General features: G+C 73.9%; 1 protein-coding gene. It reads left to right on the top strand.

The genetic code is table 11. The features are described 5' to 3' along the window. Positions 1-123: 123 nt before the first annotated feature. The gene (locus tag ACH4S9_RS31705; RefSeq protein WP_398374971.1) at positions 124-22,707 is read left to right on the top strand and encodes a type I polyketide synthase; all 22,584 of its coding nucleotides are present in this window, start codon (positions 124-126) and stop codon (positions 22,705-22,707) included. Positions 22,708-22,719: the final 12 nt, after the last annotated feature.

Here is a 22,719-nt window from a genome sequence, read left to right on the forward strand (position 1 = left end):
CCAGTGGGCCGTGGATTTCACTTTCCAGTTATGGACCCCGATCGGCGGGGCGGTGCTCCGGAACCCGCGTACACGGCGCACGCAGACGCTGTCCACTGATCCGCTCGAATTACGGAGTTGGCCATGGCTACGCCCAGCGAGAAGGTCGTCGAAGCGCTCCGGGCCTCCATGAAGGAGACGGAACGGCTGCGTCGGCAGAACCAGACTCTGGTCGCCGCCGCGACGGAGCCGATCGCGATCGTGGCGATGAGCTGCCGGTTCCCGGGCGGGGTGCGCTCACCGGAGGATCTGTGGGAACTCGTCGCCGCCGGCCGCGACGCGGTCTCCGGGTTTCCCGCCGACCGCGGCTGGGACCTGGACGCCCTGGCCGCGGATGACGGCCGTCCGGGCTCCAGCGTCACCCGGGAAGGCGGATTCCTCGACGGCATCGCCGACTTCGACCCCGGCTTCTTCGGGATCTCGCCGCGCGAAGCGCTGTCCATGGACCCGCAGCAGCGGCTGCTGCTGGAGACCTCCTGGGAGGCGGTGGAGCGGGCCGGGATCGACCCGACCCGGCTGAGGGGCTCCCGCACCGGGGTCTTCGTCGGCATGAGCGGCCAGGACTACTCGTATCTGACCGTGAACTCCCTGACCGATCTGGAAGGCAACGTCGGCACCGGCATGGGCGCCGGCGCCGCCTCCGGACGGCTCTCCTACACCCTGGGCCTCGAAGGCCCCGCCGTCACCGTGGACACCGCCTGCTCCTCGTCGCTGGTGGCACTGCACTTCGCCGCCCAGGCGCTGCGCACCGGAGAGTGTTCGCTGGCGCTGGTCGGCGGTGTCACGGCGATGTCGACACCGGGGGCCTTCATCGAGTTCAGCCGCCAGGGCGGGCTCGCCCCGGACGGCCGCTGCAAGGCGTTCGCCGAGTCGGCCGACGGCACCGGGTGGGCCGAGGGCGTCGGCGTGCTGGTCGTGGAGCGGCTGACGGACGCGCGCCGCAACGGACACCGGGTGCTCGCCCTCGTCCGCGGTTCGGCCGTCAACCAGGACGGCGCGTCCAACGGCTTCACCGCACCGAACGGCCCGTCGCAGCAGCGGGTGATCCGTCAGGCGTTGGAGAGCGCGGGGCTGTCCGCGGCGGACGTGGACGCGGTGGAGGCGCACGGCACCGGTACGACACTGGGCGACCCGATCGAGGCCCAGGCGCTGCTCGCCACGTATGGGCAGGACCGCGAACGGCCGCTGTGGCTGGGGTCGGTGAAGTCGAACATCGGCCACACGCAGGCCGCCGCGGGCATGGCCGGTGTGATCAAGATGGTCATGGCGATGCGCCACGGTCTGCTCCCCTCGTCCCTCCACGTGGACGCGCCGTCCTCGCACGTCAACTGGTCGGCAGGTGCGGTGGAGCTGCTGACCGAGGCCGTGGCCTGGCCGGACAGCGACCGCCCGCGCCGCGCCGGGGTCTCCTCGTTCGGCGTCAGCGGAACCAACGCGCACACCATCCTGGAGCAGGCGCCGCCCGAGGACACGGAAAGAGAGGACGCGGAAGGCGGGGACGCGGCTGCCCCGGGCGCTTCGGCCGCGCCGCCCGCCGTGGTGCCGTGGCTGCTGTCCGGCAGGACCGAGCCCGCCCTGCGGGCCCAGGCCGCCCGGCTGCTGTCCCATCTCGAACGCGCCCCGGCGGCAGGCGCGCAGGACGTGGCGATGTCCCTGGCGACCACCCGGCCGGGCTTCGAGCATCGGCTGGCGGTGCTGGCGCACGACGCCCCGGGGCTGCGCGCCGCGCTGTCCGCCTGGCTCGCGGATGAGCGCCCGGCGGCGGCACTGCGCGGCTCGGTGCGGGCGGACGGCGGACTGGCGGTGCTGTTCTCGGGGCAGGGCAGCCAGCGGGCCGGGATGGGCCGCGAGCTGTACGGGCGGTACCCGGGCTTCACCGAGGCCCTGGACGAGGCGTGTGCGCATCTGGACGGACACCTCGAACGGCCCCTGCGCGACGTGATGTTCGCCGAGGAGGGCTCTGCCGAGGCCGGGTTGCTCGAACGGACGGAGTGGGCTCAGCCGGCGCTGTTCGCGGTCGAGGTGGCGCTGTTCCGGCTGCTGGAGTCGTGGGGGCTGCTCCCCGACCAGCTGGCCGGGCACTCGGTCGGGGAGATCGCCGCTGCGCATGTGGCCGGAGTGTTCTCGCTGGCGGACGCGTGCACGCTGGTGGCGGCGCGGGCCCGGCTGATGGGCGAGCTGCCGCAGGGCGGGGCGATGGTCTCACTGCGGGCCACCGTGGCGGAGGTGACGCCGCACCTGGGCGATGAGGTGTCGATCGCGGCGGTCAACGGGCCCGGCGCGGTGGTCGTCGCGGGCGACGAGACGGCCGTACTGGAGGTGGCGGCCCGCTTCGAGCGGGACGGGCGCAAGACCAGGCGGCTGCGGGTGTCGCACGCCTTCCACTCGCCGCTGATGGACCCGATGCTGGCGGAGTTCGGCGAGGTGGCGCGCGCTCTCTCGTACCGGGCCCCGCTGATCCCGCTCGTCTCCCTGGTGACCGGCGAAGTGGCCACGGCCGACCTGGTGTGTTCCCCCGAGTACTGGGTGCGGCATGTGCGCGAGGCGGTGCGGTTCGCCGACGGCGTCGCCGCGATGAGCGCCGCGGGAGTGACCTCCTTCCTGGAAGTCGGCCCCGACGGCGCACTGACCGCCCTGGCCCTGGAGTCGGCGCCGCGGGCCGCCGTCGCGGTCCCGGTCCTGCGCGGCGACCGCGGCGAGGAGGCCGCGCTCATCGAGGCACTGACCCGGTCGCACCTCGCCGGGGTGGGCTGGGACTGGGCCGCGTTCTTCGCGGGCACCGGGGCCCGACCCGTCGATCTGCCCACGTACGCCTTCCAGCGCGAGCGATTCTGGCCCGAGGCCCCCACGGCGGAGCCGACCGCTGCGGCGGACCCGGTGGACGCCGAGTTCTGGGCCGCGGTGGAGCGGGAGGACCTCGGCTCGCTGGCGTCGAGCCTGGACATCGAGGGCGCGGTGCTGGAGCCCGTGGTCCCGGCGCTGTCCTCGTGGCGGCGGCAACGGCGCGAGCGGACGGCCGTGGACGGCCTGCGGCACCGCGTCACCTGGAAGCCGCTGACCGGCACGGACCACGGACCGCTCCTGGGCAGCTGGCTCGTGGTGGTTCCGCGGAGCCGGGCGGCGGACCCGTGGGTGTCCTCGGTGGTCGCCGCGCTGGGCGTGACGACGGTGCCGCTGGAGGTCGGCGACACCGACCGGGCCGCGCTGGCCGGGCGGCTGCGGGAGGCCGTGGCGACGGGGCCCGTCGCGGGCGTGGTGTCGTTGCTGGCGCTTGAGGAGCCCGCCGAGGCGCGATGCCCGGCCGTACCCGCCGGTGTGCTGCTGACCACCGCGCTGCTCCAGGCGCTGGGCGACGCGGGCGTCGACGCGCCGGTGTGGGCAGTGACCCGGGGAGCGGTCGCGGTAGGCCGCTCGGAGTCGGTGCGAGGCGTGGCACAGGCCGCGGTGTGGGGCCTGGGACGGGTGGCGGCGCTGGAGTTTCCCGGCCGGTGGGGCGGGTTGGTGGATCTGCCCGAGGTGGTGGACGGGCGGGCCGCAGCCCGGTTCACCGCGGTGCTGGCCGGTCTCGGCGGGGAGGACCAGGTCGCGGTGCGCGCGTCCGGGGTGTACGGCCGGCGGCTGGTCGCGGCCCCGGCCGAGCCGGGCGCGGGGTGGCGGCCGTCGGGCACGGTGGTGATCACCGGCGGCACGGGTGCTCTGGGCGGCCATGTCGCCCGGTGGCTGGCGCGCGGCGGGGCCGCCCATGTGGTGCTGGCCAGCCGCAGCGGCGACCAGGCGCCGGGGACGGCCGAACTCCGCGACGAGCTGGTCGAATCGGGCGTCCGGGTGTCCATCGTGGCGTGTGACGTGGCCGACCGGGACCAGGTGGCCGCCATGCTGGCCGCCATCCCCGCCGACTGCCCGTTGACGGGTGTCGTGCACGCGGCGGGGGTGCTGGACGACGGAGTGCTGGAAGGGCTGTCACCCGAGCGCTTCGAAGCGGTGTTCCGCTCCAAGGTGGCGTCCGCGCTGGTCCTGGACGAGCTGACCCGCGAGCTGGATCTCTCGGCGTTCGTGCTGTTCTCGTCGGCCGCGGGCGCGCTGGGCAACCCGGGCCAGGCCAACTACGCGGCCGCCAACGCCGTGCTGGACGCGATAGCCGAGCGCCGCAGGGCCCGGGGCCTCGCCGCGACGTCCATCGCCTGGGGCGCCTGGGCCGGCGGCGGCATGGCGGGCGAAGGCCGCGACGCGGCGCTCTCCCGGCGCACCGGCACGTTCGCGCTGGAGCCCGGTCAGGCGATCTCCGCGCTGCGCGGCGCCGTCGCAGAGCGCGACCCGCTGCTCGTCGTCGCCGACATCCGGCGGCCCGAGTTCCTCCGGGTGTTCGGCGGCGTCCGGCCGAGCCCCGTCCTGTCCGACCTGCCGGGCTACCGCGAGCTCGCCGACGCCGGAGCCATCGGCCGCCCGCGGGCCGAGCGATCGGCCCCCGCGCTCCTCGAACGGCTGGCGGGCCTGCCGGAGTCGGAGCGCCCCACCGCCCTGCTGGACCTGGTCCGCACCGAAGTGGCCGCGGTGCTGCGGTACTCCGGAGCGGACGCGATCGAGGCCGACCGGGCGTTCAAGGACCTGGGCTTCGACTCGCTGACCGCCGTCGAGCTGCGCAACCAGCTCGCCGCCACGACCGGGCTGAGCCTGCCCGCCACGCTGGTGTTCGACCACCCCACCCCCACGGTGCTCGCGGAGTTCCTGCTGGCCGAGGTGGCGGGGCGGCACGACGAGGTGCCGGCCCCCGCGCCGGTCGCCGTCGGCACGGCCGACGACCCGATCGCGATCGTCGGGATGAGCTGCCGCTTCCCGGGCGGCATATCCTCCCCGGAGGATCTGTGGCGGCTGGTGGCCGCGGGCCGGGACGCCATCTCGGACTTTCCCGCCGACCGCGGCTGGGACCTCGCAGCCCTCACCGGCGACGGCCCCGGAAGCAGCGACACCGGCAGGGGAGGGTTCCTGCGTGACGCGGCCGGGTTCGACGCCGACTTCTTCGGGATCTCGCCGCGCGAGGCGATGGCGATGGACCCCCAGCAGCGGCTGCTGCTGGAGACCGCGTGGGAGGCGTTCGAGCGCGCCGGGATCGACCCTGCGTCGGTCCGGTCCAGCCGGACCGGGGTGTTCGTGGGCACCAACGGCCAGGACTACTCGGATCTGGTGCGGGCCTCGAACTCCGACACCTCCGGTCACACCGGCACCGGCATCGCCGCCAGTGTGGCCTCCGGCCGCCTCTCCTACACCCTCGGCCTCGAAGGCCCCGCGCTGACGGTCGACACCGCCTGCTCGGCCTCCCTGGTGGCGCTGCACCTGGCGGCCGGGGCCCTGCGCTCCGGAGAGTGTTCCCTCGCCTTGGCGGGCGGTGTGACGGTGATGTCCACCCCGGGCGGGTTCGTGGGCTTCAGCGGGCAGAACGGGCTGGCCCCGGACGGCCGGTGCAAGGCGTTCGCCGACGCGGCCGACGGCACGGGCTGGTCCGAGGGCGTGGCCCTGTTGGTGGTGGAGCGGCTGTCGGACGCCCGGCGCAACGGCCACGAGGTGCTGGCGGTGGTGCGGGGCTCGGCGGTGAACCAGGACGGCGCGTCGAACGGCCTCACGGCGCCGAACGGCCCGTCGCAGCAGCGCGTGATCCGGCAGGCCCTCGCCGACGCCGGCCTGTCCCCCTCGGACGTGGACGCGGTGGAGGCACACGGCACCGGCACGACGCTGGGCGACCCGATCGAGGCCCAGGCGCTGCTCGCCACCTACGGCCAGGACCGCGAACGGCCGCTGTGGCTCGGGTCGGTGAAGTCCAACCTCGGCCACACCCAGGCGGCGGCGGGCGTGGCCGGGGTGATCAAGACGGTGATGGCCATGCGGCACGGAGTGCTGCCGCGCACGCTGCACATCGACCGGCCCTCCTCGCACGTGGACTGGTCCGCCGGCGCGGTGGAGCTGCTGACCGAGCCGGTCGAGTGGCCGCGGGCGGACCGGCCGCGCCGGGCCGGCGTCTCGTCGTTCGGGATCAGCGGTACCAACGCCCACGTCATCCTCGAACAGGGCCCGGACGCCGCGCTCCCCGACCCCTCGCCCACACCCCCCGGCGTGGTGCCGTGGCCGGTCTCGGCCAAGACCGAGGAGGCGCTGTCCGCCCAGCTGGACCGCCTGCGGCAGTGGGCCCAGGAACATCCGGACCTGGCGCCGGTGGATGTGGGCCACTCCCTGGCGACGGGCCGCTCGGTGTTCGAGCACCGGGCGGTGCTGCTGGCCGACGGCCGGGGCGAGGCGGAGCTCGTCGCGAGCGGTGTCGCCGGGCCAGGCGGCGGGCTCGGGGTGCTGTTCTCGGGGCAGGGCAGTCAGCGGGCGGGGATGGGCCGGGAGCTGTACGAGGCGTTCCCGGTGTTCGCCGAGGCGCTGGATGAGGTGTTCGCGCATCTCGATCTGCACCTCGAACGGCCGTTGCGTGAGGTGATGTTCGCCGAGGCCGGTTCGGCCGAGGCGGAGTCGCTGGATGAGACGGGGTGGACGCAGCCCGCGCTGTTCGCGCTGGAAGTGGCGCTGTTCCGGCTGGTGGAGTCGTGGGGTGTGCGGCCGGATTACGTGGCGGGACATTCGGTCGGAGAGATCGCCGCGGCGCATGTGGCCGGGGTGTTCTCGCTGGCGGACGCGTGCACGCTGGTGGCGGCGCGGGCGCGGCTGATGGGCGAGCTGCCGCCGGGCGGCGCGATGGTGTCATTGCAGGCCACCGAGGACGAGGTGACCCCGTATCTCGGGGAGCGGGTGTCGATCGCGGCCGTGAACGGGCCGCGCTCGGTGGTGGTCTCGGGCGACGAGGCCGCGGTGCTCGAGCTGGCGGGCCGGTTCGGGAGGGAAGGCCGCAAGACCAAGCGGCTCGCGGTCAGCCACGCCTTCCACTCCCCGCTGATGGACCCGGTGCTCACGGACTTCCACCGGGTCGTGGCGGGCCTGTCGTTCCAGGACCCGGCCATCCCCGTGGTGTCCAATCTGACCGGCGGCCTCGCCGAGGCCGGGGAGCTGACCGCTCCCGAGTACTGGGTGCGCCACGTCCGGGAGACCGTGCGGTTCGCCGACGGCGTCGGCACGCTGGCCCGGGCGGGGGCCACCGCCCTGGTCGAACTGGGCCCGGACGGTGTGCTGTCGGCCATGGCCCACGAGTCGGTGCCGGACGGCACCGCCGTGGTGCCGGTGCTGGGCAGGGCGGGGGACGAGCGGTTCGCGGTGGTCGCGGCGCTGGCGCGGCTGCATGTGACGGGCGTCCGCGTCGACTGGCCGGCCTTCTTCGCCGGAGCCGCGACCGGAGCCGGAGCCCGCCGGGTGCCCCTTCCCACGTACGCGTTCCAGCACGAGACGTTCTGGCCCTCGCCCTCGGCGCGCGCCGCAGACCTGACCGGCGCCGGACTGGAGCCGACCGAACACCCGCTGCTGGGCGCGGCCATGACGGTGGCGGGCTCCGACGAACTCGTACTGACCGGCACGCTGTCCCTGACCACCCACCCCTGGCTGGCCGACCACCTGGTGGGCGGGCAGGTGTCCTTCCCCGGCACCGGCTTCCTGGAACTGGTGATCCGCGCCGCCGACCAGGCCGGGTGCGATCGGGTCGAGGAGCTCACCCTGACCAGCCCCCTGGTGCTGCCCGAGCGGGGCGCGGTGCGGGTGCAGCTGTGGGTGGGGAGCCGGGACGACCTCGGACACCGGCGACTGCGGTTCCACTCGCGCCCCGCCGACGGCCCCGGGCAGGAGTGGACCCTGCACGCCGAGGGAGTCCTCACCGAGGCCGCGGAGCCTGCCGAGGAGGCCGACTTCGACACGACGGCCTGGCCGCCGCACGGCGCGACCCCGATGGACCTGGACGGCCTGTACGACGCCCCTGAAGAGGCAGGGCCGGCCTACGGACCGGTCTTCCGCGGACTGCGGGCGGTGTGGCGGCGCGACGCCGGGGTCTTCGCCGAAGTCGCCCTGCCCGAGGACGTACGGGACGCGGAAACCTTCGGTGTGCACCCGGCGCTGCTCGACGCGGCACTGCACGCGACCCGGTTCACCGGCGGCGACGGCGACCGGAACCTGCTGCCGTACGCCTGGAGCGGGGTGTCCCTGCACGCCTCGGGGGCCGCGACGCTGCGCGTCAGAATCACCGGGAGCGGCCAGGACACGGTCGCGCTCACCGCGGTCGACGTGCAGGGCGATCCGGTGATCTCGGTGTCCTCGCTGACGCTGCGCCCGGCCTCGGCCCAGCCCGCGGAGGGCGCGGGACGCCGCGAGGTGGAGGACTCGCTCTTCCGGGTCGCGTGGGTCCCCCAGCGGCTGGACACGGCGGCGCAGAGCGCCCCGTGGGCACTGCTGGGATCCGACGAGTGGGATCTGGCCGCGGCACTGGAATCCGGCGGCCGGACCACGGTCCGTACGGTGTCCTCGCTCGCCGAACTGGCTGAACTGGCAGAACTGGCTGAACTGGCAGAACTGGCAGAACTGGCCGAACCGGGCGTATCGGCGGGATCGGCCGGCCCCGAGGACACCACGCCGCCACGGGTGGTGGCCGTCGAGATCGCGGGCGGCCCGGACGGCGGCCCCGCGGCCGTGCGCGAACTGACCCACCGCGCCCTGCGGCTGGTGCAGGACTGGCTCGCCGAGGGCCGGCTCGCCGGATCACGCCTGCTGTTCCTCACCCGGGGAGCGGTCGCCGACGAGGACGACCAGGAGGTCACCGACCTGGCCGCGGCGGCGGTATGGGGCCTGGTACGGTCCGCCCAGGCGGAACACCCCGGCCGTTTCCTGCTGGTGGACCTGGACGACCCGGCCCGGTCCGCCGCGGCGCTGCCCCCGCTCCCCGCCCTGCTGGACGCCGACGAGCCGCAGGCCGTGGTCCGCGCCGGTACGGTACGGGTGGCGCGGCTGGCGCGGCTGGCCTCCGCCGACCGCCTGGTGCCGCCGACCGGTACCCCGTGGCGGCTGGACACCCGCGAGAAGGGCGGCCTGGACGGGCTGACGCTCGCCGCGTGCCCCACGGCGCTCGAGCCACTGACGGGCCGCGAGGTGCGGGTGGCGATACGCGCCGCCGGGGTGAGCTTCCGCGATGTCCGCGACGCGCTCGGCACGCATCCCGGGGAAGCCGGGCCGTTCGGGTCCGAGGCCGCCGGCGTGGTCGAGGCGATCGGCCCCGAGGTGACCGGGCTCCGGCCGGGAGACCCCGTGATGGGCCTGCTCTCCGGCGGATTCGGCCCCGTGGGGGTGGCTGACGAACGGCTCCTCACCCGCGTACCCGACGACTGGACGTGGCAGACTGCCGCCTCGGTGCCGCTGGCGTTCCTGACCGCGTACCACGCCCTGGTGGACCTCGCCGGTCTGCGCGCCGGGGAGAAGGTACTGATCCACGCGGGTGCGGGCGGCGTCGGCATGGCGGCGATCCAACTGGCCAGGCACCTGGGCGCGGACGTGTTCGCCACCGCGAGCGAAAGCAAGTGGGACACCCTGCGGTCGCTGGGCGTGGCGGAGGATCACCTCGCCTCCTCGCGCACCACGGAGTTCGCGCCGAGGTTCGCCGACACCACGGGCGGCGGCGGGGTCGATGTCGTACTCAACTCCCTGTCGGGGGAGTTCGCCGACGCCTCACTGCGCCTGCTGGCACCGGGCGGCCGGTTCCTGGAGCTGGGCCGGGCCGACCTCCGCGACCCACAGGCGCTGCCGGAGGTGCGCCACCAGCCGCTCGACCTGGAGTCGACGGACCCCGAGCACATCCAGCGGACACTGGTCGCGCTGGTGCGGCTGTTCGGCAACGGATCTCTGCGGCCGCTTCCGGTGCGCACCTGGGACGTGCGCCGGGCCCGCGAGGCGTTCCGGTACCTGAGCGAGGGCCGGCACATCGGCAAGGTCGTACTGACCACGCCCCGCCGCTGGGACGCCGAGGGCACCGTACTGATCACCGGCGGCACCGGTGGACTCGGTGCCGAGCTGGCCCGGCATCTGGTGACCCGCCGAGGCGCCCGGCACCTGCTGCTGGCCAGTCGGCGCGGCCTCACCGCGCCCGGCGCCGTCGAGCTGCGGGACGAGCTGGCCGCACACGGCGCCGAGGTCACCGTGGCCGCCTGCGACCTGTCCGAACGAGCCGCCACGGCCGAACTGCTCGCCGCCGTCCCGGCCGCACACCCGCTCACCGCGGTGGTGCACACCGCGGGCGTACTGGACGACGGAGTCGTCGGATCGCTGACCCCCGAGCGGCTGGACACGGTGCTGCGCCCGAAGGTCGACGCCGCATGGCATCTGCACGAACTCACGCGCGACCTCGACCTGGCCGCGTTCGTCTGCTACTCCTCGGTGTCCGGTGTGATGGGCACCGCGGGCCAGGCCAACTACGCGGCGGGCAACGTCTTCTTGGACGCCCTGGCGCAGCACCGGCGCGCCCACGGCCTGCCCGCGGTCTCCCTCGCCTGGGGAGCCTGGGACCAGGGCACGGGCATGACCAGCACCCTGGGCGAGGACGAACTGCGCCGGCTCAGGGAGACGGGCATGCCGCCGCTGTCGGTCGAGCGCGGGCTGGCGCTGTTCGACGCCGCCACCGCCTGCGACGAGGCACTGGTCCTGCCGCTCGGGGTCGGAAACGGCGCGCTGCGGCTGCCCGGCGGGGTACCCGCCATCCTGCGCGGACTGCTGCGGCCCGGCCGCCGTACGGCCGCGGGCGGTGGCGCGGAGCGGTCCCGGACGGGCCTCGCCGAGCGGCTGGCCGGGCTGCCGGAGGACGAGCGGTCGCGGTTCCTGGTCGACCTGGTGCGCGCGGAGGTCGCCCGGGTGCTGCGGCACTCCCGGACCGCGGCCATCGGCGCCGACCGCGCGTTCAAGGACCTGGGCTTCGACTCGCTGACCGCGATCGAGCTGCGCAACCAGCTCGCCGCGACCACCGGACTGAGCCTGCCGTCCACGTTGGTGTTCGACCACCCGACGCCCGCGGCGCTGGCACAGCTCCTGCTGACCGAGCTCATGGGTACGCCGGCCGAGACCGCTCTCCCCACCTCGCCGACCGCTCCGCTCATGGACGACCCGATCGTCATCGTCGGAATGAGCTGCCGCTTCCCCGGCGGTGTGCGCTCTCCCGAGCAGCTGTGGGACCTGGTCGCCGACGGCCGTGACGCGATCTCCCCGTTCCCCACCGACCGCGGCTGGGACCTCGGCATGCTCTCCGACGATCCCGACGGGAAGGGCGGCGGAGCCGTCCGCGAGGGCGGGTTCGTCTATGACGCGGCCGAGTTCGACGCGGGCTTCTTCGGGATCTCGCCGCGTGAGGCGCTGGCGATGGATCCGCAGCAGCGGCTGCTGCTGGAGGCCTCGTGGGAGGCGTTCGAGCGCACCGGGATCGACCCCGCGTCGCTCCGGTCCAGCCGCACCGGCGTGTTCGTCGGCACCAACGGCCAGGACTATTCGACTCTGGTCATGAACGCCGGGGAGGAGCTGGCCGGGCACGCCGGCACCGGGCTCGCCGCGAGCGTGGCGTCCGGGCGTCTGTCGTACACGCTGGCCCTTGAGGGTCCGGCGATGACGGTGGACACCGCGTGTTCCTCCTCGCTGGTGGCGTTGCACCTGGCGGCCCAGGCGCTGCGGTCGGGGGAGTGCACGCTGGCGCTGGCGGGCGGGGTGACGGTGATGTCCACCTCGGTGGGATTCGCCGGGTTCAGCCGCCAGGGCGGGCTGGCACCGGATGGCCGGTGCAAGGCGTTCGCCGACGCGGCGGACGGTACGGGCTGGTCCGAGGGTGTCGGCATGCTCGTGGTGGAGCGGCTGTCGGACGCCAGGCGCAACGGCCACCAGGTGCTGGCGGTGGTGCGCGGCTCGGCGATCAACCAGGACGGCGCGTCCAACGGCCTGACGGCGCCGAACGGTCCGTCGCAGCAGCGGGTGATCCGGCAGGCCCTGGCGAGTGCGGGGCTGTCCACGCCGGACGTGGACGCGGTGGAGGCGCACGGCACGGGGACCCGGCTCGGTGATCCGATCGAGGCGCAGGCGCTGCTGGCCACGTATGGCCGAGGCCGCGCCCCGGAACGGCCGCTGTGGCTGGGGTCGGTGAAGTCGAACATCGGGCACACCCAGGCGGCCGCGGGGGTGGCCGGTGTGATCAAGATGGTCATGGCGATGCGGCACGGAGTGCTGCCCTCGACGCTGCATGTGGACGCCCCGTCGTCGCATGTGGACTGGGCGGCCGGCGCGGTCGAGCTGCTGAGCGAGCCCGTCGCGTGGCCGGAGGCCGGCCGGCCGCGGCGCGCTGGCGTCTCGTCGTTCGGGATCAGCGGCACCAACGCCCACATCATTCTCGAGCAGGGCCCGGCGCCCGTGGCACCCGAGGCGCCCGAGGTCTCTCCCGCGGCTCCGGGCCCGGTGCCGTGGCCGGTGTCGGGCAAGAGCGAGCCCGCGCTGCGCGCCCAGATCGACCAGCTCATGTCGTTCGTGGCCGCGAACCCCGGTCCGGCGCCGCTGGACGTGGGCTTCTCGCTGTCCACGAGCCGGTCGGTGTTCGAGCACCGCGCGGTGCTGCTGGCCGATGGGGAAGGCGCGACGGAGGTCGCCGAGGGCACTGCCCACCCCGAACCCATGGTGGCGTTCCTGTTCTCCGGACAGGGCAGCCAGCGGGCCGGGATGGGGCGCGAGCTGTACGGGCGGTTCCCGGTGTTCGCCGACGCGCTGGACGCGGTGTGCGCGCATCTGGACCCGCACCTGGACCGGCCCTTGCGCGAGGTGCTGTTCGCGGAGCCGGGTTCGGCCGAGGCGGCACTGCTGGACGAGACGGGGTGGACGCAGCCCGCGCTGTTCGCGGTCGAGGTGGCGCTGTTCCGGCTGGTGGAGTCCTGGGGACTGCGGCCCGACTATGTGGCGGGGCATTCGGTCGGGGAGATCGCGGCGGCGCATGTGGCGGGCGTGTTCTCGACGGCGGACGCCTGTGCGCTGGTGGCGGCGCGAGCGGGGCTGATGCAGGGGTTGCCGTCGGGTGGGGCGATGGTGTCGTTGCAGGCCACCGAGGACGAGGTGGTTCCCCGGCTGACGGACCGGGTGTCGATCGCCGCGGTCAACGGACGGCGCTCGGTGGTGATCGCCGGTGACGAGACGGCGGTGTCGGCGGTCACGGCCCACTTCGCGGCGGAAGGACGCAGGACCAGGCGGCTGCGAGTGTCGCACGCTTTTCACTCGCCGCTGATGGAGCCGATGCTGGACGGGTTCCGGCGGGTGGTGGAGGGGCTGTCCCCCGAGGCTCCGCGGATCCCGCTGGTGTCCAACGTGACGGGTGAGGTGGTGTCGGCGGGGCTGGTGTGCGCGCCGGAGTACTGGGTGCGGCATGTGCGGGAGACGGTGCGGTTCGCCGACGGGGTGGCCGCGATGAACGAGGCCGGGGTGACCGCGTTCCTGGAGGTCGGCCCCGACGGTGTGCTCTCCGGCATGGCCCAGGACACCCTGCCCGAGCCGTCCCCCGACACCGTCGTGACCCCGGCCCTGCGCAAGGACCAGGACGAGGAGAGGGCGCTGCTCACCGCGCTGGCCCGGCTGTTTGCCACCGGCGTACGGGTCGACTGGCAGGCGCTGTTCGCCGGAACGGGCGCCCGACGGGTGGAGCTGCCCACCTACGCCTTCCAGCGCCGGCGCTACTGGCCGGCGACATCGCTCCGTACCACGGACGCCTCGGGGCTGGGACTGGCGCCCGCGCGCCATCCCCTGCTGGGCGCGGCGGTGGAGCTGGCCGATGGCGGCGGCATGTTGTTCACCGGCCGGCTGTCCGTGGCCACGCACCCGTGGCTGGCCGATCACGCGGCCGGCGGTGTGGTGCTGTTCCCCGGCACCGGTTTCCTGGAGCTGGCGATCCGCGCCGGTGACCAGGTCGGCTGCGGTTCGGTGGAGGAACTCACCCTCGCGACACCCTTGGTGGTGCCCGAACGGGACGCGGTGACAGTGCAGCTGTGGGCGGGCGAGCCGGACGGCTCGGGACGCCGTAGCCTGAACGTGTACTCCCGCCCGGCCGACGCCGCGGAGGGTCCCTGGGTGCGGCACGCCACGGGCGTGCTCGCGGCGGGAGAGCACCGGGCGGAGCCCGATGGCGCGGTGTGGCCACCCGAGGGGGCGACCGAGGTCGGGCTGGAGGGGTTCTACGAGCGGTTCGCGGAAGGCGGGTTCGCCTACGGGCCGGCCTTCCAGGGGCTGCGCGCGGTGTGGAGGCGCGGAGACGAGATCTTCGCCGAGGTCGCACTGGACGAACAGGTCGGCGACGCCGAGTCCTTCGGGGTGCACCCCGCGCTGCTGGACGCCGCGCTGCACGCGGCGCTGTTCGTGGACCTGGACGCGAGCGCGGCCGGCCGGTTGCCGTTCTCCTGGAGCGGGGTCTCCCTGCACGCCGGTGGCGCGTCCACGCTGCGGGTACGGCTGACCAAGGCCGGCCCGGAAGCGGTGTCCCTGATGGCGCTCGACACCGCCGGGGACCCGGTGGTGTCGGTCGACGCGCTCGTCCTGCGGCCGGTGTCCACGGAACACATGGCCGCCGCTTCCGTACGGCGCCACGAGTCGCTGTTCCAGCTGGAATGGGTCCCCCTGCCGGCCGCCGGGTCCGTACCCGGCACCGAGAACGTCCGGTGGGCCGTGCTCGGAGCGGACGAGTTCGCGCTGGAAGCGGCACTGACGACACCGCAGACCCTGGTCACCGCCCACCGGGACGCGGGATCCCTGGACGAGGTGCTGGGCGACGACGCCTCCGCCCCGGCCGTCATCGTGGTCCCGATCCGCGGCGACGCCCCCGGCGGCGAGACGGGCACGGACACGGTGGCCGCCTCGGCGCGGACACTCGCTTCCAGGGCGCTGCGGCTGGTTCAGGACTGGTCGGCCGACGACCGGTCGGCCCGGTCCCGCCTGGCGTTCGTGACCAGGGGCGCGGTCGCGGCGGACGACGGGGACGACGTCCTCGACCCGGCCGCCGCCGCCGTGTGGGGGCTGGTGCGGTCCGCGCAGGCGGAGCACCCTGACCAGTTCGTGCTGATCGACCTCGACGAGAACGCCAACGCCGCCGCGGCGATCCCCGCCGCGCTCGCTTCGGGCGAGCCGCAGGCGGTCATCCGCGACGGCGCCGTCCGGGTCGGACGGCTGGGCCGCCCGGCCACCGGGGCGCCCGAGCCGCGCCCGTGGGATCCGGCCGGTACGGTCCTGATCACCGGTGGCACGGGCGGTCTGGGCCGCCTGTTCGCACGGCACCTGGTGGCCGAGCACGGGGTGCGGAATGTGCTGCTGGCGAGCAGGCGTGGTGGCGAGAGCGACGGAGTCGTCGAGACGGTCGCCGAACTGACCGCGCACGGCGCCGAGGTCAGGGTCGTCGCGTGCGACGTGGCCAACCGGGCCGCAGTATCAGGACTGCTCGCGGACATCCCCGAGGGACATCCGCTGACCGCGGTCATCCACACCGCGGGTGTCCTGGACGACGGTGTGATCGGATCGCTGACACCGGACCGGCTGGACACCGTCTTCCGGCCCAAGGTGGACGCGGCGTGGCATCTGCACGACCTCACCCGGGACATGAACCTCGCGGCGTTCGTGGTGTTCTCGTCGGTCACCGGCCTCGTCGGAGGCGCCGGGCAGGCCAACTACGCCGCCGCGAACAGCTTCCTGGACGGCCTGGCCCAATACCGGCGAGCGCACGGCCTCGCCGCGACGTCCCTGGCGTGGGGCCCCTGGGAACAGAGCGCGGGAATGACCGGCGGGCTCGGCGAAGCGGACGTCAAACGGATGGCCCGCGGCGGAATGCTGCCGCTGCCCGCCGAGCAGGGCCTGGCGCTGTTCGACACCGCGCGCACGCTGGGCCATGCGCTGCTGGTGCCCGCCCGAGTCGATGTGGCCGCGCTGCGGGCCCGGCGTGAGGTGCCGTGGCTGGTGCGCGCGGTCGCCGATCGGATGCCGCGCCGCCGCGCCGCCGGAAGCGACCCGGCCGCGGTGACCACGCTCACCCGGCGGCTGACGGAGCTGCGCCCGGCGGACCGGATCCGCGCCGTGGTGGACCTGGTCAGCACGGAGGTGGCCGCGGTCCTCGGGCACGCGTCGCCGGCCGCGGTGGAAGTCCGGCGCGAGTTCCGTGAACTGGGCTTCGACTCGCTGACCGCGGTGGAACTGCGCAACCAGCTGGCCCACACCACCGGCCTGCGCCTGCCGTCCACCCTCGTGTTCGACTACCCCACACCGATGGCGCTGGCCGAGCACCTGGTGGCGGAACTCGTCGGCACCGACAGCGGCCCGCTCGCGCCGGAGTCACACCACAAGCCCGTCGACGACGACCCGATCGCGATCGTGTCCATGGCCTGCCGCTACCCCGGCGGCGTGGACTCCCCGGAGAGCCTGTGGCAGCTCGTGAGCGGAGAACGGGACGGTGTCTCCGGATTCCCGACCTCCCGGGGATGGGATCTGGACGCGCTGTACAACCCGGACCGGGACACTCGCGGGAACACCAGCTATGTGCGTGAGGGCGGGTTCCTGCACGAAGCCGGGGAGTTCGACCCGGCCTTCTTCGGGATCTCGCCGCGCGAGGCGCTGGCGATGGATCCGCAGCAGCGGCTGCTGCTGGAGACCTCGTGGGAGGCGATCGAGCGGGCCGGCGTCGACCCGCTGACGCTGCGCTCCAGCCGGACCGGTGTCTTCGCCGGGGTGATGTACCACGACTACGGCACCGGCGCGGAGTTCCCGGAGGAGGCGATGAGCTTCATCGGGACCGGCACGGCGGGCAGCGTGATGTCGGGCCGGGTCGCCTACGCCCTCGGTCTGGAGGGCCCGGCGGTGACGGTCGACACAGCCTGCTCCTCGTCGCTGGTGGCCATGCACTGGGCGGCCCAGGCGCTGCGCGCCGGTGAGTGCGCCCTGGCCCTGGCCGGTGGAGTGACGGTCATGGCCACCCCGGGGCCCTTCGTGGACTTCAGCGCGCAGGGCGGCCTGGCGGCCGACGGGCGATGCAAGTCGTTCTCCGATCGCGCCGATGGCGTGGGCTGGTCCGAGGGTGTCGGCATGCTGGTGCTTGAGCGGCTGTCGGACGCGCGGCGCAACGGCCACGAGGTGCTGGCCGTGTTGCGGGGCTCGGCGGTGAACCAGGACGGTGCCTCGAACGGGCTCACGGCGCCGAACGGCCCGTCCCAACAGCGGGTGATCAAGCAGGCTCTGGCCGACGCCGGTCTCTCGCCCACCGACGTCGATGTCGTGGAAGGGCACGGTACCGGCACCACGCTGGGCGATCCCATCGAAGCCGAAGCCCTGCTGGCGACGTACGGCCGGGACCGGGACGCCGATCACCCGCTGTGGCTGGGATCGGTGAAGTCGAACATCGGGCACACGCAGGCGGCGGCGGGCGTGGCCGGTGTGATCAAGATGGTGATGGCCATGCGGCACGGCACGCTGCCGCCCACCCTGCATGTCGACGAGCCCTCGTCGCACGTGGACTGGTCGTCCGGTGAGGTCCGCTTGCTGACCGAGGTCCGGGAGTGGACGGCGAACGGCCGGCCGCGCCGCGCCGCGGTGTCCTCCTTCGGGATCAGCGGCACCAACGCGCACACCATCCTGGAACAGGCTCCGCGGGAGGCCGGGGACGGTCCGACGCAGTCTCCCGCCCCGGTGCGGGTGCCGGGTGTGGTGCCGGTGGTGGTGTCGGGGAAGTCGGACGAGGCGCTGCGGGCGCAGGCGTCCCGGCTGGTGTCCCGGGTCGAGGCCGATCCCGGTCCGGGTCTGGTGGATCTGGGGTTCTCGCTGGCGACCTCGCGGTCGGGGTTCGAGCGGCGCGGTGTGGTGCTGGCGGGCGCCCGGGAGGGGGCGGTCGAGGGCCTGCGGGCCGTGGCGTGTGGCGAGCCGGATGTGAATGTGGTGCGGGGGTTGGCCCGGGAGGACCGGGTGGTGGCGTTCCTGTTCTCCGGCCAGGGCAGTCAGCGGGCGGGGATGGGCCGGGAGCTGTACGAGGCGTTCCCGGTGTTCGCCGAGGCGCTGGATGAGGTGTTCGCGCATCTTGACGGCCACCTCGAACGGCCGTTGCGTGAGGTGATGTTCGCCGAGGCCGGTTCGGCCGAGGCGGAGTCGCTGGATGAGACGGGGTGGACGCAGCCCGCGCTGTTCGCGCTGGAAGTGGCGCTGTTCCGGCTGGTGGAGTCGTGGGGTGTGCGGCCGGATTACGTGGCGGGGCATTCGGTCGGAGAGATCGCCGCGGCGCATGTGGCCGGGGTGTTCTCGCTGGCGGACGCGTGCACGCTGGTGGCGGCGCGGGCCCGGCTGATGGGCGAGCTGCCGCCGGGCGGGGCGATGGTGTCCCTCCAGGCCACCGAGGACGAGGTGACCCCACAGCTGACCGAGGGAGTGTCGATCGCGGCGGTCAACGGGCCGCGATCGGTGGTGGTCTCCGGTGATGAGGCGGCCGTGCTGGACGTGGCCGCCCGGTTTGCGGAGGAAGGCCGTAAGACTAGGCGTTTGCGGGTCTCGCATGCGTTTCACTCGCCCTTGATGGACGGGATGTTGGCGGAGTTCGGGCGGGTGGTCCGGGGCCTGTCGTTCCAGGCTCCGACGGTGCCGCTGGTGTCGAACCTGACCGGTGAGCCCGAGTTGGCGGAGGAAGTGGTGTGTGAGCCGGAGTACTGGGTGCGGCATGTGCGGGAGCCGGTGCGGTTCGCCGATGGGGTGCGCTGGCTGGACGGGTGCGGGGTGAGCGCGTATCTGGAGCTGGGGCCGGACGGTGTGCTGTCGGCGATGGCTCAGGAGAGCCTGTCCGAGCAGTCGCCCGCCACCACGGTGGTTGTCTCGGCGCTGCGGAAGGGCGTGGAGGAGGAGCGGGCGGCGGCCACTGCCCTGGCCCGGCTGTACGCCCAGGGGGTCGAGGTCGACTGGGAGGCGTTCTTCGCGGGCACCGGAGCCCGGCGAGTGGACCTGCCCACCTACGCCTTCCAGCGAGAGCTGTACTGGCCGGCGCCCGCCGCCCGGACGGGAGACGTGACCGCCGCCGGTCTCGGAGCCCCGGGGCACCCCTTGCTGGGCGCGGCGGTGGAACGGGCCGACGCCGAAGGCGTGCTGTTCACCGGGCGCCTTTCGGCGGCGACCCATCCGTGGCTGGCCGATCACGTCATCGACGGATCGGTGTTCTTCCCCGGCACCGGCTTCCTGGAGCTGGCCTTCCGCGCCGGCGACGAGGTCGGCTGCGGCCTGGTCGAGGAGCTCACCCTGGCCTCGCCGCTGGTCATACCCGACCGTCGGACGGCGGCCATCCAGCTATGGGTCGGTGGGCCGGACGAGTCGGGCCGCCGCACCGTGAACCTCTACTCCCGGCCGGCCGACGCCGTGGACCGGCCCTGGACCCACCACGCCACGGGAGTCCTGGCGCCCGGGCAGCCGAACCCCGGGGGCGAGATGCGGGCATGGCCGCCCGAGGGCGCCACCCCGGTCCCGGTGGACGGCTTCTACGAGCACGTGGCCGACGGTGGCTTCGGCTACGGGCCGGTGTTCCAGGGGCTGCGAGCGGTCTGGCGGCGCGACGGCGAGGTCTTCGCGGAGGTCGCCCTCCCCGAGCAGGTGGACGACGCCACCTCGTTCGGGGTGCATCCGGCCCTGCTGGACGCGGCCCTGCACGCGGTGGCGTTTGTAGACCTCGGGGAGTCGGAGCGAGGGCGGCTGCCCTTCTCCTGGACCGGGGTGACCCTGCACGCCGCGGGGGCCTCCCTGCTGCGTGTGCGGCTGACCAGGGTCGGCGCGGAATCCGTGTCGCTGACGGCCTTCGACCCGACGGGCGCGGCGGTGATGTCCGCCACGACGCTCGCCCTGCGCCAGCTGTCCGCCGAGCAGCCCGAGGGTGGACGACGCGCCGAAGAAGACATGCTGTTCCGGCTCGACTGGGTGCCCGCCGGGGCCATCACGGTGGACGGCGGTGAACCCACCACCGTGGAGCTGCCCGCCGGCGCCCCGGGCCTGGCGTCGCTGACGACGGTGCCGGACGTGGTGACGGTCGCCATCGGATCGGCCGACTCCGGCGATGTCGTGCGCTCGGTGCACGAGGAGACCGCGCGGGTCCTGGGCCTGGTCCAGGAGTGGCTGGCCGAGGAGCGGTTCGCCGACGCGCGCCTGCTCTTCGTCACACGGGGTGCTGTGGCGGCCGACGACGGTGCGACGGTGGCGGATCTGGGCGGGGCCGCGGTGTGGGGGCTGGTGCGGTCGGCACAGGCCGAGCACCCGGGGCGGTTCCTGCTCGTCGATGTCGACCAGCACGAGACCTCCATGTCGGCGCTGCCCGCGGCGCTCGCCTCGGGCGAGCCCCAGGTCGTGGTGCGCGGCGGCGTGGTGCGCACGGGTCGGCTGGCCAGGGTGTCCACGGGGGCGGGCCTGGTCCCTCCGGTCGGTGGGGCGTGGCGGCTGGAGAGCGGGGAGCGGGGCAGGCTGGAGAACCTCACTCTTCAGACGGCGCCGGAGGCCGGCAGGCCGCTGGCGTCCGGTGAGATCCGGTTGTCGGTCCGGGCTGCCGGGCTGAACTTCCGCGATGTGCTGAGCGCGTTGGGCATGTACCCGGGGGACGCCGGGCCGCTGGGTGGTGAGGCGGCCGGTGTGGTCGTGGAGACCGGTCCCGAGGTGACCGGGCTGCGTGTCGGTGACCGGGTGATGGCCCTGGTGCCCGGATCCTTCGGCCCCCTCGTGGCCGTGGACCAGCGTGCCGTGGTGACGGTCCCCGACGCGTGGTCGTTCGAGGATGCGGCGGCGGTGCCGCTGGTGTTCCTGACCGCGTACTACGGCCTGGTGGACCTTGCGGGGTTGGCGGCGGGTGAGTCGGTGTTGGTGCACGCGGGCGCCGGTGGTGTGGGTATGGCCGCGATTCAGCTTGCGCGGCATCTGGGTGCTGAGGTGTTCGCGACGGCGAGTGAGGGCAAGTGGGACACACTGCGCTCGCTCGGCATCCCGGATGACCACATCGCTTCGTCGCGTACGACGGAGTTCGAGGAGCGTTTCCGGGAGGTGAGTGGCGGGCGTGGTGTGGATGTGGTGCTCAACTCGCTCGCGGGTGAGTTCATCGACGCCTCCGCGCGGTTGCTGCGCCCCGGTGGGCGGTTCCTGGAGATGGGCAAGACCGATATCCGTGAAGCGGAGGCGGTGGACGGCCGCTACCTCCCCTTCGATCTGGCGGACGTGGCGCTCGACACGACACAGCGGATGCTGGTCGAGCTGAAAGAGCTGTTCGAGGCGGGTGTGCTGCGGCCGTTGCCGGTGGCGGCGTGGGATGTGCGGCGGGCGCGGGACGCGTTCCGGTTCATGAGCCAGGCCAAGCACACGGGCAAGATCGTGCTGACCATGCCGCGGGAGTGGGACTCCGAAGGCACGGTGCTGATCACCGGGGGTACGGGTGGTCTGGGCGGTGTGCTGGCGCGGCATCTGGTGGAGGACCGCGGGGCGCGGCACCTGGTACTGACGAGCCGTCGGGGCGCGGCCGCTCCGGGCGCGGAGGAGTTGCGGGCGGAGTTGTCGGCGCTGGGTGCCGAGGTGTCGGTCGTGGCCTGCGATGTGGCGGACCGTGATGCGGTGGCGGGGGTGCTGGCGTCGATTCCGGCGGAGCACCCGCTCACGGCGGTGGTGCACACGGCGGGTGTGCTGGACGACGGCGTGGTGGAGTCGCTGACCCCCGAGCGGTTGCGCACCGTTTTGCGGCCGAAGGTGGACGCGGCGTGGCATCTGCACGAGCTGACGCGGGATCTGGACTTGGCGGAGTTCGTGGTGTTCTCGTCGGTGGCGGGTTCGATGGGCGCTCCGGGCCAGGCGAATTATGCGGCGGGGAACGCGTTTTTGGACGCGCTGATGGTGTGCCGGCGGGCCGAGGGGCGTGTGGGGCAGTCGTTGGTGTGGGGGCCATGGGCGCAGGAGAGCGGGATGACCCGTGGTCTGAGTGAGGCCGATGTGGAGCGGATGAGCGCCGCCGGGCTGCCGCCCATCAGCGCCGAGCAGGGGATGGCCCTGTTCGACGCGGCCACCGTGCTGCACGACCCGGTCGTCGTCCCCGCACCGTTCAATCTGGCCGCGCTGCGCGCCCTGGGCACCCCGCCGCCGGTGTTCCGCGGCCTGATCGGCACGGGCGCTCGGCCGATGGCCCACTCCACCGTCGCGGAGACCTCCGAGTCACTGCGCGACCGGCTGCTCGGCCTGCGCGCCGAGGAACGCCGCGAGCAGCTGGTCCGGCTCGTACAGGAACAGGCGGCCCTCGTCCTGGGATATGCGTCCGCGGACAAGATCGACCCGGCCCATCGGTTCAGCGACCTGGGCTTCGACTCGCTGACCGCGGTCGAACTGCGCAACGGGCTGAGCCTGCGCACCGGGTTGCGGCTGGCCCCCACCCTGATCTTCGACTATCCGGTCCCGGCGGCGCTGGCCGGATATCTGGAGAGCGAACTCGTGCCCGCGGACACCCCTGATCCGGCACCGTCGCTGATGGCGGACCTCGACCGGCTGGACGCCGGTCTGTCCGAACTGTCGGACGGCGGCGTCGACGAGATCACCCGGACCGGTGTAGCCCTCCGGCTCCGGCAACTGCTGGCGAAGGTGACCAAGAACGAGGCGGAAAGCAACGGCTCCGGTCCCGCCGACCCGTTCGAATCGGCCAGTGCCGACCAGATTCTCGACTTTATCGACAACGAACTGGGCCGACTGAACGACCGGTGACCCCGGCGCCCA

The sequence above is a fragment of the Streptomyces sp. NPDC021225 genome, from assembly GCF_044332865.1.
In the GTDB taxonomy this organism is placed as follows: domain Bacteria; phylum Actinomycetota; class Actinomycetes; order Streptomycetales; family Streptomycetaceae; genus Streptomyces.